This is a genomic window from Novosphingobium kaempferiae (assembly GCF_021227995.1).
Classification (GTDB): Bacteria; Pseudomonadota; Alphaproteobacteria; order Sphingomonadales; family Sphingomonadaceae; genus Novosphingobium; species Novosphingobium kaempferiae.
On the sequence record NZ_CP089301.1, the window covers coordinates 1,892,370 to 1,909,013 of the forward strand.

Annotated in this window: 8 protein-coding genes; 3 read left to right on the plus strand and 5 right to left on the minus strand. The window is 65.6% G+C overall.

Annotated features, from left to right (window positions below):
- Positions 1-102 precede the first annotated feature (102 nt).
- Genes LO787_RS08725 through LO787_RS08735 form a run of 3 tightly spaced genes read right to left on the minus strand, consistent with a single transcriptional unit; the run spans position 103 to position 3,541 of the window.
- Entirely contained in the window at positions 103-1,359 is a 1,257-nt protein-coding gene (locus LO787_RS08725) for a DUF3526 domain-containing protein (RefSeq protein ID WP_232495450.1), read from the minus strand.
- A complete protein-coding gene (locus tag LO787_RS08730; RefSeq protein ID WP_232495451.1) occupies positions 1,356-2,807 on the minus strand; it encodes an ABC transporter permease in 1,452 nt (483 codons plus the stop codon). The genes LO787_RS08725 and LO787_RS08730 overlap by 4 nt, the downstream gene beginning before the upstream one ends.
- Positions 2,804-3,541, minus strand: a complete 738-nt coding sequence (locus LO787_RS08735; protein WP_232495452.1) for an ABC transporter ATP-binding protein — start codon at positions 3,539-3,541, stop codon at positions 2,804-2,806. Before LO787_RS08735 ends, LO787_RS08730 begins: the two co-directional genes overlap by 4 nt.
- A 170-nt stretch (positions 3,542-3,711) precedes the next feature.
- Here LO787_RS08735 and LO787_RS08740 point away from each other — a divergent pair, with 170 nt between their 5' ends.
- Both LO787_RS08740 and LO787_RS08745 read left to right on the plus strand, forming a co-directional pair.
- Complete coding sequence (locus LO787_RS08740) at positions 3,712-5,892, plus strand: TonB-dependent siderophore receptor (RefSeq protein WP_232495453.1); 2,181 nt, start codon at positions 3,712-3,714, stop codon at positions 5,890-5,892.
- A 17-nt stretch (positions 5,893-5,909) separates the two neighbouring features.
- Positions 5,910-7,697, plus strand: a complete 1,788-nt coding sequence (locus tag LO787_RS08745) for a M14 family metallopeptidase (protein WP_232495454.1) — start codon at positions 5,910-5,912, stop codon at positions 7,695-7,697.
- 332 nt (positions 7,698-8,029) lie between these two features.
- On the opposite strand, the gene LO787_RS08750 is transcribed toward LO787_RS08745, so the two are convergent.
- Together LO787_RS08750 and LO787_RS08755 are read right to left on the minus strand one after the other, a co-directional pair.
- Positions 8,030-9,103: a TIGR03032 family protein gene (locus LO787_RS08750; RefSeq protein ID WP_232495455.1), complete on the minus strand. Its 1,074-nt coding sequence runs from the start codon at positions 9,101-9,103 to the stop codon at positions 8,030-8,032.
- A 37-nt stretch (positions 9,104-9,140) separates the two neighbouring features.
- Positions 9,141-13,385: an autotransporter outer membrane beta-barrel domain-containing protein gene (locus LO787_RS08755; RefSeq protein ID WP_232495456.1), complete on the minus strand. Its 4,245-nt coding sequence runs from the start codon at positions 13,383-13,385 to the stop codon at positions 9,141-9,143.
- A gap of 466 nt (positions 13,386-13,851) precedes the next feature.
- On the opposite strand from LO787_RS08755, the gene LO787_RS08760 reads away from it, so the two are divergent.
- On the plus strand, positions 13,852-16,605 hold the full coding sequence (locus LO787_RS08760) for a TonB-dependent receptor (protein ID WP_232495457.1): 2,754 nt from the start codon (positions 13,852-13,854) through the stop codon (positions 16,603-16,605).
- Positions 16,606-16,644 lie beyond the last annotated feature (39 nt).

Here is a 16,644-nt window from a genome sequence, read left to right on the forward strand (position 1 = left end):
CACATTTCGCATGACGAGATTTGCGTTCCGATAATGGTCCGCGGGACAACCATTATTCGGCCTTGGCGTGGCGCGGCGACATGGCGGCCACCGCGCTACCCATCAGATCGCCGCGTCGAAGCGCGGGGCACGGTTGAAGTCTGCCTTGCCGAAGGGGCGATCGCGGAATATGTAGCCGTAATAGAATTGGCGCAGGCGGCGATGATAATCGCGCACGCGGTCGCGATAGGCGATCTGCGCAACAAGGTCGGTTCGTGCCATCCGGGTCAGCATCGCCTGAACGCCGACCGTGGGCAGCACCCAGCCGAGGCTTCGGGCGGCACGGTCGCGGACCTCCAGCCCCTGCCGATAGGCGCGCGCCCTTCCCGCCACGCTCTCGTCGCCGACCTGATGGAAAGCGAAGTACCACTTATAATGGAACGCAGTGCCGAGCGGCGGGGAATCGGCCCATTGCGGGTGATTTGCATAGAACGCCCGCATCGTCTCCTCGCGCGGGATGTCCCATGCGTGGTTGACCGCCTCTCGCTGGGCCAGCGCGATCTCGGCGCCCTGATTTACGGGGATCGCACGGTTGATCGCGACATGGCCGAGCGTCGGCAGCACGAGCACGAGCACCAGCCAGAGCGCGGCAAGGCTGGCCGCATTGGCGACGCTGCTCCAGCGCAAGCGCCCGATCAGCGCGCTCAGGCCGACCCAGAACAGCAGATAGGCCACGACCAGCAGCAGGATGACGATGATCGCCCCCGCCGCAACGCCGGACATCAGCGCGGCGATGGCGAACGGCACGCCGATCGCGGCCCACAGCAGCGCGGCGCGCAGCAGCGTGCGGCGTCGCCACAAGGCCGCACCGCCGTGCGGCAGCGCGGCCAGCGTGCGCCAGCGTCCAGCCTCACGCTCGCCCGAGGTCAGGTCATGGCACAAGGCGATGACAAACAGCGGAGCGAGGAAGACCAGCACGAAGGCGAAGTCGAAACGGCCCGGCAGCGCCAGTTCGGGGTTAAACGTGTCACCGTCATAGATCTGCGCCTCAAGGCCCAGCGCACGGACGCGCAGGATGTAGGGGGAAACGTCGCGCATGCCCAGCGCCGTGAAGGCAAGCGGCGAAGGCGCGTCCCAGGTCGGATGAAAGCTGTAATAGGCGGCGCTGCCCGCGTCCTTCTCCTTGTCGACCCAGGCGGCGATGGCGCCGATGTCCTCGGCCTGCGCGGCGGGAATGGCGGCGATGGCCGCGCGCTGGCGGGAGACTTGCGCCATTCCCGAGACCAGCGCCGCCACCGTCAGCACCGCCAGCAGACCGAGCGATACGATGGCAAGGCGCTGGCGCAGCAGCAGGCGGGCTTCGTGAATCCACAGGGTCATCGACGCTCTCCCGGATGACGGCCCAGACGGCGGGCAGCGAAGGCAAGGAGCACACCGGCAAGGATGAGCCAGCCGGTGACGACGGCCAGTCCCGGCAGGGCGTGGGCAGCGAGCGTGGCACCATCGGGTGCGCGATAGGTGAAGTCGGGCATCTTTTCCCAGTTTCCGGCCGCGATGCGCTTGCGGCGGTCGGCGCCTGCATCGCTGGCGGTGTCATCGGCGTAAGTGACGCCGTCGGCCTGCAGCCGGTTCAGCCGCTGGATGAGATCGTAGCGATAGGCTTCCGCCTGTTCGAGAAAGCCGCGGTGCGCCGCGAAGTCGGTCCCCGCCGCCGCCATCGACAGCGAGCGCAGCGCGATGGCCGGGCTGAACATGCCCACCGCGCCGACGATGGCGTTCTGCGACCCTTGCGCGGCATAGCTCTCGCCGCTGTAGCGGTCGAACAGCGCCGAGGTGACTTTCTCGCCCTCCACCGCGAGCAAGCCCTTGTAGTTGACCGGCAGGTCTTCCACCCGCTTCACGACGTAGCGTTGCAGCACCGATTGCTTGAACGCGGCGAAGTGCGGGTCGTTCGGATTGTGGGCATCGCCAAGGCGGCGCAAGTCGCGCGCGATGGCGACTTCGGTCTGGAGCCGGTTCTTCAAAGGTACGGCGGCGCTGGCGATATCGGGGGCGACGCGCGGCAGCAGGACCACGCTCACCGCCCAGATCGCCACGAGCGCGAGCAGCGCGTCGCGGCTGCGGCCGACCATCGCGGACACCAATACGATGACAGTGATCCACAACAGCAGCCATGCCGCATAGCCCAGCACGATCGCGGCGGCGGGCAGGATCGCCGCGCCGGACGCCCCCGCCAGCATCATAAGGCCAAGGATCGCGGGCAAGGCGACCAGCAGCGCGACGGTGCCCAGCGCGCGCAGCTTGCCGCGCACGATCGCGCCGCGCGTCGCCCCCTGCATCAGCAACACGCGCAAGGTGCCGCGCTCGGTTTCGCGGGCGATGGCCCCATAGCCGAGGAAGATCAGCAACAGCGGCGCCACCGCCTGCAACACGAAGGCGGGCGTCAGCTGCCCGAAGCGGATCAGCAGCGAGCTTTGGTTGACGTCGCCGAAGTTGGCGGTGTTCTGGCGGTGCCCTTCCAGGAACATCGAATTGCCGGTGAAGGCGTCGACCCCCGGATCGAAGGCCGCCAGCGCACTCAGAGGCCGGAAGATGAAGGTGCCGTAGTGGACCATGCGATGCGGATGCCGGTCGGGCTGCGCGTCGAAGGCGTGCTCGGCCTCCTGCTGATGCCGCGCGCGCAAGTCCTCGATCCCGCGCTGATGTGCCCACGAACTCGCCACTGCGACCAGGGTCAGCAGCACCAGCAGCAGGCAGGCGATCACCGCGACGCGGTTGCGGCGCATCAGCCGCAACTCGTCACGCGCTATGAGGGTGGCCGGGTTCATGCCGCCAGGCCCTGCGTGGCGACCGCGAAACGGGCATGCAGCGCGCGCACGTCGAAGCGGTCCGTCCCTTGCGCGGTCACTTCCTCGACGATGCGGCCCGATTCGAGGAAGCAGATGCGGTCGGCGATGTCGGCGGCGCTCAGCAGGTCGTGCGTCACCATCAGGACCGCCGTGCCGCGTGCCCGCACCGCAAGGACGAGCGCGTTGAAATCCGCCGTCGCGCGCGGGTCGAGGCCCGAAGTCGGCTCGTCCAGCAGCAGCACCGGCACTTCGCGCAGCAGGGCGACCGCGATGGCGACCTTCTGGCGCATGCCCTTGGAAAACGCGCCGAGGCGCTGGTCCCACGCGCGCTCCTGCAGGCCGGCGGCGGAAAAAGCCTCTATGATCGCGGCGCGGTCCTGTTTTCCGTCGGCTAGCGCGAGCAGGTACTGAGCGTTCTCCACGGCGGTGAGGTGTTCATAGAGCGCGACGTTCTCCGGCAGATAGGCGATCTGGCGGCGGGCCGCGTCAGGGTCAGTGCCGGGATCGACGCCGGAGATTGCGACGGTGCCCGCCGCAGCCTGCACGAAGCCCAGCAGTGTCGAAAGCGTCGTGGATTTCCCCGCGCCATTGCCGCCGAGCAGCGCGGTCACACTGCCTGCTGGCACCGAGAGGGAAAGACCGTCGAGAACCCGATGGTCATCGTAAGCCACGACAAGGTTCTCGATCAGGATCGGCGGCGCCGTTTCAATCATAATGTTTCCCGAATGTTGCTGAAAAGCCAGGATTTCTGCGGATCGTGTGGCCTCCTGCCTCAATAATTGATATGATGCAACATATCATTGACGGGTGGGATTTGTGCTGACAGAAGCCCGCTCCGATCGAGGAGCAGCGCTTCCTCGGGGACATTCATCGTGGGGATCGCATGCTTCGTTTTGCCAAGGATCGTCGGCTGCTCGCCGGAACTCTGCCGTTCGCCATGGTGATGGCGCCGTTCGGCGCAACCGCTGCCGAAGAGGCCGAGGCCGGCGCTTCGGCCGACGGCGAGGAACGCAGCGAGGCGATCACCGTGACCGGCGTGCGCCAGGCCTATCGCGGCAACTTCGCAGTTTCAGAAATCCCGCAGTCGATAGCCGAGATCGATGCGAAGACGCTGGAGCAGAACGGCATCCAGCGGTTGACCGATGCGCTCGATCTCAACGCTTCGGTGGTCCGGCAGAACACGCTGGGCGGCCTATGGGACTCATTCGCGATCCGCGGCTTCGCGGGCGACGAGAACATGCCCAGCGGCTATCTTGTCAACGGCTTCAACGGTGGGCGAGGCTTTGGCGGACAGCGCGATGCCGCGGGCATCGAGCGGGTCGAAGTACTGAAGGGGCCCGCCGCGGCGCTGGTCGGGCGTGGCGAGCCGGGCGGCACGATCAACCTCGTGACCAGGCAGGCCGAGCTGGGCCGGACCTTCGGCACGGCTGCCATCCAGTACGGCAGCTGGGACCGGGTGCGTGGAGAGGCCGACGTCAACGTCGCGCTGACCGGCGGCCTCACCGTACGCCTGATCGGCTATGCCGAGGACGGCGGTACCTTCCGCGATCACGTCCACCAGTCGCGCTGGGGCTTCCTGCCTTCGGTCGGCCTCGCCGTCGGGCCCGACACGCGCCTGACTTACGACTTCGAAAAGACCCGCGTCGCCGTGCCATTCGATCGCGGCATCGTCGTGCTGAACGGTGATTTCGACACGGTGCCGCGCTCGCGCTTCCTTGGCGAGCCGGGAGACGGTGACACCGTGGCACGCGCCGAAGGGCACCAGTTGCGCCTGCAGCACGAATTCGGCGATCGGTGGAGCCTGCTGGTCGGCGGCAGCATCCGCGACACGCTGCTCACCGGCTTTTCCTCGGACGCCGAAACGGTGGCCTCGCGTCAGGCACTCTATCGCGACGGTCGTTCACTCTCGCGCCAGCGCCGTTCGCGCCGCTACGCTGCGAACCACAAGGTCATCCGCGCCGAACTTGCAGGCGAATTCGACACCGGACCCCTCCGTCATCGCGTGCTGATCGGCGCGGACCACGACGAGTTCACCTACGACAACTACTTCACCCGCTACCGCCCGCCGACGCTCGCCTCGAGCCCGACCGGACAGCAGGGCAACGTCATCGACATCCTCGATCCCGTCTATGGCCGCTTTCCCCTGCCGGCGACCTCGGTCACAACCGACCGAACCGATCGCCAGCGCGCGACCGGCGCATACGTGCAGGACCAGATCGAGATCACTGAGCGCCTTCAGGTCCGCATCGGCGGGCGCTATGACCGGGTGACACTGGAAACCGACAACCGGCTTCCCGGCGCGGCGATGTCGCACGTCAGGCGAAAGGTCGATCGCTTCAGCCCGCAGGCGGGCGTAGTCTACAAGCTGGCCGAACCCGTGTCGCTCTATGCCGCCTATGGGCGGGGCTTCCGCGCCAATATCGGCACCGACGTGAACGGCGTGATCTTCGATCCCGAAACCAGCGAATCGATCGAGGCAGGCGTGAAGATCACGCTGCTCGGCGGCGCGCTCAACGGCACGCTGGCGGTGTTCCAGCTGAACAAGGCCAATGTGCTGGCCACCGATACCGACAACCCCGGCTATTCGCTCGCGATCGGCAAGGCCCGCAGCCGCGGCATGGAGTTCGACCTCAACGGCCGCCTGCCGGGCGGGGTGGATGTGCTAGTAAGCTACGCCTATACGGATGCCGAGGCGCGTTCGAGCATGCTCGACCCGAACTTTTCGTTCCAGATCAGTCCCGGCGATCCGCTCATCAATATCCCGAAGCACAACCTCAACATGCAGGTCGCGAAGACTTTCGCCATCGGCGAACGCGCGGCCCAGATCGGCGCGGGGATGCAGCATCTCGGCAAGCGTTCGGGCGAGACAGGCACCGATTTCATGCTGCCCTCTCACACCCTGTTCCGTCTGTTCGGCAAGGTGGACGTGATGAAGCATCTCGAACTGTTCGGCTCGATCACCAACCTGTTCGACGAGCACTGGTACGCCAACAGCTATTCGCCGCTCTGGGTTCAGCCCGGCGCACCGCGTACCGGCACCGTCGGCCTGCGCGCCCGGTTCTGACGAGAGGAGACGGACCGATGCTGAAGTTCGCCGCGTTTACCGCTTCCATTGCCATTGCTACCACCGCTTCTGCGACAGCGCTGGCGCCGCCCGCAGTGCTGCCGCCCACGCTCGCATGGTCGGGGGCGAGCGAGAAGCTGATCGTCCCTGCGGGCGATCCGTGGATCACACCGGCCGAAGCCGCAGGGTTCCGCACCACGCCGCGCTATGACGTGGTGCGGGCCTGGCTCGACAGGCTGGCCAGGGCCTCGCCACTGATCCATGTCGAGAGCTTCGGCAAGACCGGCGAAGGCCGCGATCTGCTGATGGTGCGCGCCAGCAAGGGAGGCTCGGGCAAGCCCGTTGTTCTCGTTCAGGCGGGCATCCATTCGGGCGAGATCGACGGCAAGGATGCAGGACTGATGCTGCTGCGCGACATCGCGATGCGCGGCAAGGATAGCCTGCTCAACAAGGTCGATCTCGTCTTCGTGCCGATCCTGAACATCGACGGGCACGAGCGCTCCAGCCCGTGGAACTTCCTCCACGTCCGCGGGCCCGAGGCGAAGGGCACCGAGGGCAACGCCCGCAACATCAACCTCAACCGCGACTACGCCAAGCTCGACACGCCGGAAATACGCGCAATGGTGGGCCTGCTGCGAAAGCTGGACCCGGCGCTCTACATCGACTGCCATGTCAGCGGCGGTTTCGACATGCAGTACGACGTGACTTACACGTATGCCGGATGGGGCAAGTACGCGCGCCACCGCGCCACCGCGCTCTGGCTGGAGCAGCGCTTCGGTCCGACGGTCAAGGCGGCGCTGACTCATGCCGGGCATGAGCCGATCATCTATCCCAGCCCGATCGACACGCGCGATCCCGCGAAAGGCATCCGCTACAGCCCCGAAGGGCCGCGCTACTCGACCGGCTACGGCGACTTCATCGGCGTGCCCACGGTTCTGGTCGAGAACCATATGCTCAAGCCCTATCGCCAGCGTGTGCTCGGCACGTATGTGCTGCTGGAGGCGGCGCTGAAGCTGGCCGCGCAGGATGCGGGCCGCATCGCCGAAGCCAAGGCCATCGACCGCGCCGAACGCCCGGCGCAACTGCTTACGCGGTGGGCTCCGGCGAAGGAACCGATCGGCTGGGTGGACAAGTTCAAGGGCGTCGCCTTCGAGACATACAAGTCACCCGCCACCGGCCGGATGGAACAGCGCTGGACGGGCAGGCGCATCACTTTTCCCATGCCGATCATCGGGCAGGATGCGACCGAGACCGTCTCTTTGCCGAAGGCATGGCTGGTCCCTGCCGCGCAGACCGAAGTGATCGAAAAGCTGCGCCTTCATGGCATCGGCTTCGAAACCCTGTCTACTGAGCGGACCCTTCGCGTGGATACGGTACGTCTCCACGACGTGAAACTGGCTGCGGCACATGATGGCCGGATACCGTTGACGGCGCGCTTCACGCACGAACAGGGTGAAGCGTTGATTTCGGCAGGTACAGTACGTGTTTGGTCCGATCAGCCGCTCGGATTGTTGGCGGCTGCGCTGCTGGAGCCCGAAAGCCAGGACAGCTTCCTTGCATGGGGGCTGTTTCCTGAAGTGCTGTCAGGTCCAGCGGATACCGAGGATTTCGTGATCGCACCGATCCTAGACGCATTGCTGGCGTCAGATGCTCAATTACGGACGGATTTCGCCCGAAAACTGACTTCCGACAGCAAGTTTTCCGGCGATACTAAAGCGCGCCTGCGATGGCTGTCTGATCAGCTGCCTCACCGGGATTCGTTCAGCGGCGTTTATCCCATAAAACGTGTGGTTGCCGGGAATTGAGACCAGGCATTTGCGAATGACAAGTTTCAGGGCATTGACTCAACAGGTGCAGTGACCGGAATGGGCACGTGGTAGCCATTCCCCCCACAGGCGCGTGAAGTCCCTTCCGCGATCGATCCTTTGCGGTCGTTCAGCCGTTAACCCTCGAGCTCAAAGTCCGGACGTTCCGCTCTTCCATTGTGGAGGCCTTTTGCCGTGAGCCACCTGACCTTTTCGGGTCAAGGTTTTGAAGGCCGTTGTTCGGCTAATTACGATGCACCGCGTTATGCGAACCGAGATGCATTCTTGGTTTGCATGGCAAATAGCGGTGGAAGACCGGCGTGCAAATACCCTCACTCCAGCGGGCGCACCGTTTCGTCGAAGCTGATCGTCGAGCGGATTTCCAGCGTCTCCGGCCCGATCGACATTGGGCAGCGGACGCCGGGCAGCACGGTCACGTCGAACAGTTCGGTAATGAAGCCTTCCAGCCTGATCCACTCGACGATGCTGCCGGTGGCAAGCTCCACCACCAGCACGCCGCACCATGGCTCGGCATCGCGGGCCTTCATCTCGCCGTCGAGCAGGAGGCCCGCGAAGGTGCCGTTGCGCGGCTTGGACACGGTGACGAGGGCATGGCCGTTGTGCAGCGCCATGCCCCGCAGGAAGCCGGGGCAGAAGGCGATATCGGTCTTGCCGCCGGTCGTCGGGTCGATGCGGATGATCTGCCCGCGCCCGCTGTCGAGCGCCAGCACCGACGCGCCATCGACGCGCGGGCTGTGCGGCATCGAGAGCTGGTCGGTGACGATGCGGTCGGTCTCGACGTCGATCAGCACGCCGCCTTCGTGCCGCCGCTCGCGCCAGCCGTTGACGATGTCGCTGCGGCTGACGGCGGTGACGTAGCGCGCGCGGCCGTCGTGGATCGCCATGCCGTTGAGGTGGCAGCGATCCTCGGGTGCCAGCTTCGAGATGAAGGGCGGCTTCCAGATCGGGCGGAAGCTGTGGTTGAGGTCCAGCGTCGCCAGGCAGCTGTACTTCGTGTTGACGAACAGGACGCGCCCCGCCCGGTCGGTGCCGACCTCATGCACATCGACATCGCCCGTCGTCTGCGCATTGCGCGGGACGAGCGCCATGTCGAACTGCTGGTTCGCCACCTGCCCAGGCTTCAGCATGTTCTCCAGCCGCCAGACCTGATGCAGCGAGCCGAGGTAGAGCCGCCCCGGCTGGTAGCAGACGCCCATCGCGCGCGTGAAGTTCTGCTGGTTGAACGATATCGTCCCGTTCGCCAGCACCCCGGTCAGGAACAGTTGCCCGGTCTGGTACGAGGTGAAGGCGAAGCTCGCGCGGTTGCGCAGCAGCCAGTCCGCCAGCCCCCGCGAGACCGAGATGTTGGTCGGCCCGTTCGCGGGGGCCTTGCCCGTATCCGTCATTCGGTATCCGTCATGATGTCCTGCTTGCCGGGATGCCTCAGAACGGGATCTTGATCCCGGCCCGGCCACCCGCTCCGCTGTAGTCCCCGCTGGCGTCGAGCGTGCCCTCGATGAAGCCGCTGATGCCGCCCGGCGTCGTCACGTTGAGGCCGAGCGTGCCCTGCCCATACGTGCCGATCCGTCGGTTGCCGAGCGCGAGGGCATAAGGACCGGACACGAAGGTCGCGCCGTCCCGGCCCTTGAACTCCTTCACCGCCATGCCGCTGGCGTAGAACGTGAGCATGTTGCCGCCGCCGATGGCCGTGGTGCCGCCGATGCGCAGGCCCGCCTTGCCGCGCAGCCCGTCGGCGCGGTCGTAGTCGAGCACCTGGCCGAGCGCCTTCAGATCGTCGAGACTGGTGCGCACGTAGGCGATGCTCGCCAGCGGTTCGGCGAAGAACCCGGTCGATCCGAAGCGGAAGCCCGCCTCCGCCTGCGCGCCGATGGCGTCGCCGCCGATGCTGTCCTTGTACCCGGTCGAGCCACCGTGCGCGTCGATCCAGTAGTGGTCGTACTTGACCAGCGCATTGGCGAAGAACCCGCCTGCCCGCAGCGATGCATAGGCGCCGAGGTTGAGCCCGTCGTATTCGAACCGGGTCGCCTCCTCGAAGCGCAGGGTGGAAGACAGGTAGCCGCCGGTCAAGCCGAACACCACGCCGCCCTTCTCGCCCATCGTGCCGATGTCGAAGCCGAGCTGGCCGCCGAAGTAGTCCTGCCGGTAATCGAGGTCGTAGCTGCGGGCGATGCCGAACTGGCTGACCGCGCGCGTCTCGTCTCGCTTGTCGACCCCGCCCGACATCTGGATCCAGAACCCGCCCGCGTTCGCGCCGCTGGAGAAGCGTCCGTCGCGCACGGCGGCAAGGTGCGCCGTCACCGCGTCGGCGGAACGATACCAGAGGCTCTGCGCCCCCTCGAGCGCCTTGGCCGCGCGATAGACCCCCGCTCCCGGCGTGCCGACGAGTTGATAGGCGAAGGTCGTCGGCCGGTAGACGAGATCGAGCGCCACGAAGCCCACTTCGGCAAGGTCCGGCGCCAGCGTGAAGGCCGTCGGCGAGGATGCCGCCGAAGCCTGCACCAGCGTCAGCCCCGGCGTGACGTAGACGGTGCCGCCAAGGTCGAGCTGGATCTGCGTCGATCCCGCCGCCGTGCCGACGTTCAGCCGGTCGGCCGTCATCACGCCCGCCGCGCTGGAGGTGAGATCGAGCCCGAGACGGCTCGCGCCCAATCCGGTGAAGGAGCCGGGCAGCGTCAGTTGGTCGCCCACGGTGCCGTTGCGCATCTCGACGAGGCCCGAATTGGCGAAGGCCTCCAGCCCGGTGAAGGTAACGCTGAGCGGCGCGGTGCCCGGCGCATCGACGAGCAGCGTGCCGGAGTTGGCGAACAGGTCGCTGCCTGCACCGAAGTCGCTGCTGGCGCTCGCGCGGAACAGGCCGCTGTTGGTGAAGCGGTCATCGCCCGCCGACAGCAGCACTCGCCCGTTGACGGTGCCCGCGTTGGCGATCACGGCCGGGCCGCCCGCCACCACGATGGCATGGCCGCTGCCGGTGTTGAGCGTGCCCCGGTTGGTGATCGTGGTCGTGCCCTCGGCATCGGTCTCGATACCGTTGATCGCCCCCGTCACCGAGGCAGCCGTGCCGATGGTCACGGTCACGTCGCCCGCCGACTGGATCGTCACCGCCGTATCCCGCGCCGCCGAAACCGCGCCGGTCAGGTTGACCGCCACGTCGCCGCCGAAGCCGAGCGCGGTGATCGCGTTGCTGTTCGCACCCGTCGTGCTCAGCGTGCCCGCGTCGATGGTGATCGTGCTGCCTGCGCCGAACGTCGCCGCGCGGATCGCGTCGCTGTCATCCCCGGCGGTGGAGACATTGCCTGCCGTCACGCTTACATTGCCGTAGCTACCCGCCAGCACGCCCAGCGAGTTCGTTCCCTCGGTGGAGACCGTCCCGACGCTGACCGTCGTGCCCTGCGAGCCATAGGCGTTGATCGCCGTCGCCACTTCGCCGGTGGTCGCGACCGAGCGGATCGTGACCGAAGCCGTACCGTAGATCGTCGATACGCCGATGCCCGCAGAATAATTGCCCGATGTCGTCACCGAGCCCGAGCCCTGCACCGCGACATCGTCGTACCCGTCGACGATGATACCCGCGCTGCTCTCGCCCGAGGTTGCGATGGTACCGTTGTTCACGACCACGCCGGGGCCGTAGATCGCCTCGACGCTGATGCCGTTGGCGAAATCGCCGCTGGTCGAGATCGCGCCGGAATTGGTGACGGTCGCGCCGTAATAGCCGCTCGCGAAGACGCCAGTGGCGTAATTGCCCGCCGTGGTCACCGAGCCGTTGATCGTGACCGTCGCGGTGCCGAACGAGCCCGTCGCCTGCACGCCGCCCGCGCCGAAGTAGAAGTCGCCGTCAGTGCCGCTGGTCGAAAGATCGCCGTTGACGGTGACGCTGGCGTTGTAGCCATAGGCCTGCACGCCCACCGCGTCGTCGCCGGTCGTGGTCACATCGTTGACGGTGATCGAGGCATCGCCCAGAAGGCTGAAGGCATAGGCACCGAATGCCCCGTCTCCCGCCGTCGAGATCGCCCCGGTGGAGGTCACGTCGACGTTGCCGGTCAGCGACAGCGCGGCGATACCGTCCGACAGCGTGCCGCTGGTCGCGACCGAGCCGACATTCACCGTCACGTCGCTGCCGCCGTAGAAGCTCGCCGCATAGGCGCGGATGCCCTGCGCGTATTCGCCGGTTGTCGTCACCGAGCCTGCGGCGATGCTGATCCCGCCGTAGAGGCTGAACCCTTCGATGCCGACCGCACCGTCGCCGCTCGTCTGCACGGATCCGGTGCCGCTCACCGACACGTCGTAGTAGGCGCCCGCGTAGATGCCCGTCGAACCGTAGCCGCTGGTGCTGATCGAACCGGTGTTGACGACATCGGCATTGCCCAGGAAGCCGACCGCAACGACGCCCTCGGACGCGTCTCCCTGCGTCGAGACGGTGCCGGTCACGGTGACGGAGGCGTTGTAGCCCACCGCCTCCACCGCCGGGGAATTGTCGCCCACGGTCGCTGCGTCATGGACCGTGATCGCCACGTCGCCCACTTGCGAATAGCCGTAGACCGCCGTCGAGTTGTCACCCTGCGTGGTGACGTTGGCGACGTCGATCACGGTGCTGCCGCCGTAGTACGACTTCACGAAGACGCCCATGGCATCCTCGCCGCTGGTCGATACCGTGCCGGTCGAGGTGAAGCTCGCCCCGCCGACGCCGGTGCTGAACATGACCGCGCCGTAGGCTCCATCGCCGCTGGTGCTGAGGTTCTCGACCGAGAGGTTGGCGGTGTCGCCCTGCATCAGCACGCCCAGCGAGGCGAAGCCCGCGGTGGTGATGGTGTCGGCGGTGATGTCCACCACGCCGTCGCCTGCGAAGGACACCGCGGTGATGCCGTTCGAATAGTCCGCCTCGGTCGACACGGTGCGGAGGTCCATGTCGATCGAACCGCCATAGGCCCGCGCCTCGATCGCCGTGGAGCCGTAGCTGTAGAAGCTGCCGCCCGTCGTGCTTACCGCGTCCGCCGTGATCGATATGTCGCCGTGCCCGGCGTAGGCATTGATGCCGCCGACGTAGTAGCCCGAGGACGATACGGTGCCGACGTCGATCGTCACGTCACCGCGATAGGAATTGGTGCTGATCCCCATCCCGCTGTTGCCCGTCACCGTGATGGTGTTGGCGGTGATCGTGATGTCGCCTTCGTTGGAATTGGCGTTGATCCCGCCCGACGCGCGCCCGCTAGCGACGATGCTGTCGGTGCTGATCGTCAGGTCGCCGTAATTGGTGAGGCCCAGCACGCCGAGCGATCCGGTGCCGCTCACCTCGATCGCGGTATCGACCCCGCCGTCGAGCGTCACCGCGCCGTCGTTGAACCCGATCACCGCCACGCCCGGCACGCTGGTCGTCGGCGCGATGCGCACGCCCGGCTCCAGCACGACGGTCAGGTCCAGCACCGGCGCTGAAGGATCGAGGCCCGGATCGAGCGCTGGATCGGCGGCGGGAGAGTAGTACTCGATCCCGTCCGGATAGGGATTGCCCGCCGGAGTGCAGGTCACCTCGCCATCGACGTGAGGACCGCAGGCGTCCTGTGCATGTGCGGGCAAGGCAAGGCCCACGGCCATGCTCGCCAGAGCGGATCCGAGAAAGAGATTGGTCGTCCGCCGGTTCGACGGTCCGCCCTGCGACGCAACGCGCTTATCCATTTTGTTGCCCCTCAATATGGATATTTGCGTAAGCTACGGAAGAATCGCATCAAAGCAAGCTCGGATGCAACAAGCAGAGCGAACCTCCATTGGCCGGAACCGGAATGTCTGCACCTGGCTTCCGGATTTCGCTCGTGAACGGCAAAGATGGGTCGGGTTTGACGAGCGCCAACCGGCGCGTCGTGGACCAAAGCCATCGTAAGCACGCGAAATGCCGAACGACAGCTCGGGCCATCATTCTCTAAAATCCGGATTGCGTTTTCATCAAGCGTTTGACGGCTACCGCTAAAGGCAACCAGCGGCCAGCCAGATATTCGAGGAATTTACATGCCCCAAAATTGTTGACACCGGTTTCCTAAAATTGGTAGCGCTACCTATATCACAGGTAAAAATTGGGAGTAGGGACATGATTTGGTTGCGAGCAGCGACGGCCGCGCGTGGGTCGGCATCGCTTATAGCCATCGCGATGGCAGCTTTACCGGCAGTAGCGAGCGCCCAGGAAGCCGATCCGTCTGCGGACGCGGCGACCGGCGAAGTAACGGATGACGGCGGAACTCCCGAGATTATCGTCACCGGCTTCCGCAAATCGCTCGACGCGGCGCTCAACGTGAAACGCGATGCGATCGCCGCCGTCGACGCGATCGTCGCGGAAGACATCGCCAAGTTCCCCGACCAGAACCTCGCCGAATCGCTTCAGCGTATTCCTGGTGTCGCTATCAGTCGCGAGGGCGGCGAGGGTAACCAGATCACCGTTCGCGGCCTGGGTGGTGAATACACCAAGGTGACACTGAACGGCCTTGAGACCGTCGCTGCGGCGACCGTGAACCGCGGTCGCGGCTTCGACTTCAACATCTTCGCATCGGACCTGTTCCGTTCGCTCGTGGTCCACAAGACGGCCGAGGCGAACCTCGATGAAGGCTCGCTCGGTGCGGTGGTCGATCTCAACACCGGCAACCCCCTGTCGTACAAGGACGGCCTGACGCTGGTCGGTTCGGCCAAGGTCCAGTACAACGACCTCAACGACAATGTCGGTCCTCGCGTGGCGGCATTGCTGGCGTGGAAGGATCCGGGCGGCGTGTGGGCAGCCTCCGTCTCGGCGGCCTATGCCAAGTACAAGACGCTGGAGGCCGGCAACAACACCGTGCGCTGGCAGCAGGCGCGCTTCAATTCGGTGAACGGAACGCCGTGCTTCACGCAGAACCGCAGCGGCGGCACCTATGTGCCGAGCGCAGCCTGCAACGACGTGGCCCTGGCGTTCCACCCGCGCATTCCGCGCTATGGCCAGATCGAGTTCGAGCGCGAGCGCCTCGGCCTGACGGGCTCGTTCGAGATCAAGCCGTTCGACGGCACGGACATCAATATCAACGCGCTTTATGCGAAGTACACCGAAGACCGTCGCGAGAAGTACGCGGAAGTCCTGTTCCGTGGCAACGAGCGCGGCATCGATGTGCTGAACCCGGTCATCGACTCGACGACCAATAACCTTGTATCCGGCACGTTCAACAACGCCTGGGTCCGTATCGAGGACTATTATCGCCAGTCGAAGAACAGTTTCTACCAGTTCAGCGGCAGCATCGATCAGGAGTTCTCGGACACGTTCAAGGCGACGCTGATCGGCGGTATCTCGCGGTCAGAGGCGGACGTGCCGTTCGAGACGACGATCATCTTCGACGACCGCGACATGAACGGCTATTCCTACGACTACAGCCAGGACAGCCGGGCACCCAAGCTGACCTTCGCGGATTCGATAACCGACCCCTCCTCGTTCCAGTTCGCCGAGTTCCGCGACCGTCCGTCGAACGTCGTCAACGACTACAAGACGGTGAAGCTGAACACGCAGTGGGATGCGGCCGAAGGTTTCACGATCCTTGCGGGCGGCATCTTCCGCGAATTCAACTTCGATAGCCGTGCCGGTTCGCGCGATTCCACGTATTGCGCCGCCTTCGCCTGTGCGCCGGGCACTTACGGCATGACCGTGACCCCGGACATGACCGAGACGTACACACTGCCCAACGTGGGCAACGTGCCTGCCGGGACGACGACGAGCTTCGTGGTGCCGAACCTGGGTTACGTCGCCGACATGATCGACCTTTATGGTCGGCCGCTCAACCGCAGCGCCGGCGATACGCGCAGCGTGCGCGAGCGCACGACTGGCGGCTATCTGCAGTTCAACATCAAGGGCGATCTCCTCGGCCTCGAGTACGCGGCGAATGCAGGCATTCGCTATGTGCATACCTCGCAGCGCTCGATCGGCATCAACAACGCGCAGACTATCGGCGTCAGCCGCAGCTACGACGACTGGCTGCCATCGGTGAACCTTGCGGTCTATCCGACCAGCAAGCTCATCGTGCGCGGCGCCATCGCGAAGGTCATGCGCCGTCCGGGCCTGGGCACGCTGTCGCCGGGCGGCTCGGTGGACGGGTTCAACTATCGCGTCAGCTTCGGCAATCCGCAGCTCGACCCCACCCGCGCGACGACCTACGACCTTTCGGTCGAATGGTACTTCGCCCGTGAATCGCTGATTTCGGTGGCCCTGTTCAAGAAGGACATCGAGAGCTTCCCGATCGGGCAGACGATCATCGGCACTTATGCCTCCACCGGCCTGCCGCTATCGCTGATCATTCCCAGCTCGCCCGCAGCCGCTGATCCCGAAGGCCAGCCCTGGCAGATCGCCACGACCATCAACGGTCCCGGCGCGTCGATCAAGGGCGTGGAAGTCGGCCTGCAGCTGCCCTTCACCTTCCTGCCTGCGCCGCTCGACGGCTTCGGCTTCACGGGCAACGTGACTTACGTCGATTCCAAGACGCGCTACAGTCTGTTCGGCGCTGCTACAAATCCGACCCCTATGCAGCCATTGACCTTCCCAGTCTTGACCGAGGTACAGGTGACGGAGCGGCTGCTCGGCCTGTCGAAGTGGTCGGCCAACGCCACGCTCTACTACGAGAAGGACAAGCTGGCGGTACGCTCGTCGCTCGCCTACCGCTCGGGCTATCTCGACACGACCGGCGGCAATGGCAACGTGTTCGACGGCTTCCATGGCACCGTGTTCCTTGATGCCTCGGTCAGCTACCAGTTCACCGACTGGCTGCAGGTCCGCGTCGACGGCAACAACCTGCTCGATACCTATCAGAACAGCTTCACCGACCAGGATGCCGATCGCAACTATTCCTACCAGCACACCGGCCGCGTGATCCAGCTGGGCGCGCGCGTTACCTTCTGATCGAACCCTCGTCCCCTCCAAGACGAGCTGCCGGTCGCG

What these genes read in the sequence shown, in the direction of transcription:
- LO787_RS08750 (WP_232495455.1), bottom strand. Translation starts at nt 9,103, where the DNA reads ATGACGGATACGGGCAAGGCCCCCGCGAACGGGCCGACCAACATCTCG.
- LO787_RS08740 (WP_232495453.1), top strand. Translation starts at nt 3,712, where the DNA reads ATGCTTCGTTTTGCCAAGGATCGTCGGCTGCTCGCCGGAACTCTGCCG.
- LO787_RS08725 (WP_232495450.1), bottom strand. Translation starts at nt 1,359, where the DNA reads ATGACCCTGTGGATTCACGAAGCCCGCCTGCTGCTGCGCCAGCGCCTT.
- LO787_RS08735 (WP_232495452.1), bottom strand. Translation starts at nt 3,541, where the DNA reads ATGATTGAAACGGCGCCGCCGATCCTGATCGAGAACCTTGTCGTGGCT.
- LO787_RS08745 (WP_232495454.1), top strand. Translation starts at nt 5,910, where the DNA reads ATGCTGAAGTTCGCCGCGTTTACCGCTTCCATTGCCATTGCTACCACC.
- LO787_RS08760 (WP_232495457.1), top strand. Translation starts at nt 13,852, where the DNA reads ATGGCAGCTTTACCGGCAGTAGCGAGCGCCCAGGAAGCCGATCCGTCT.
- LO787_RS08730 (WP_232495451.1), bottom strand. Translation starts at nt 2,807, where the DNA reads ATGAACCCGGCCACCCTCATAGCGCGTGACGAGTTGCGGCTGATGCGC.
- LO787_RS08755 (WP_232495456.1), bottom strand. Translation starts at nt 13,385, where the DNA reads ATGGATAAGCGCGTTGCGTCGCAGGGCGGACCGTCGAACCGGCGGACG.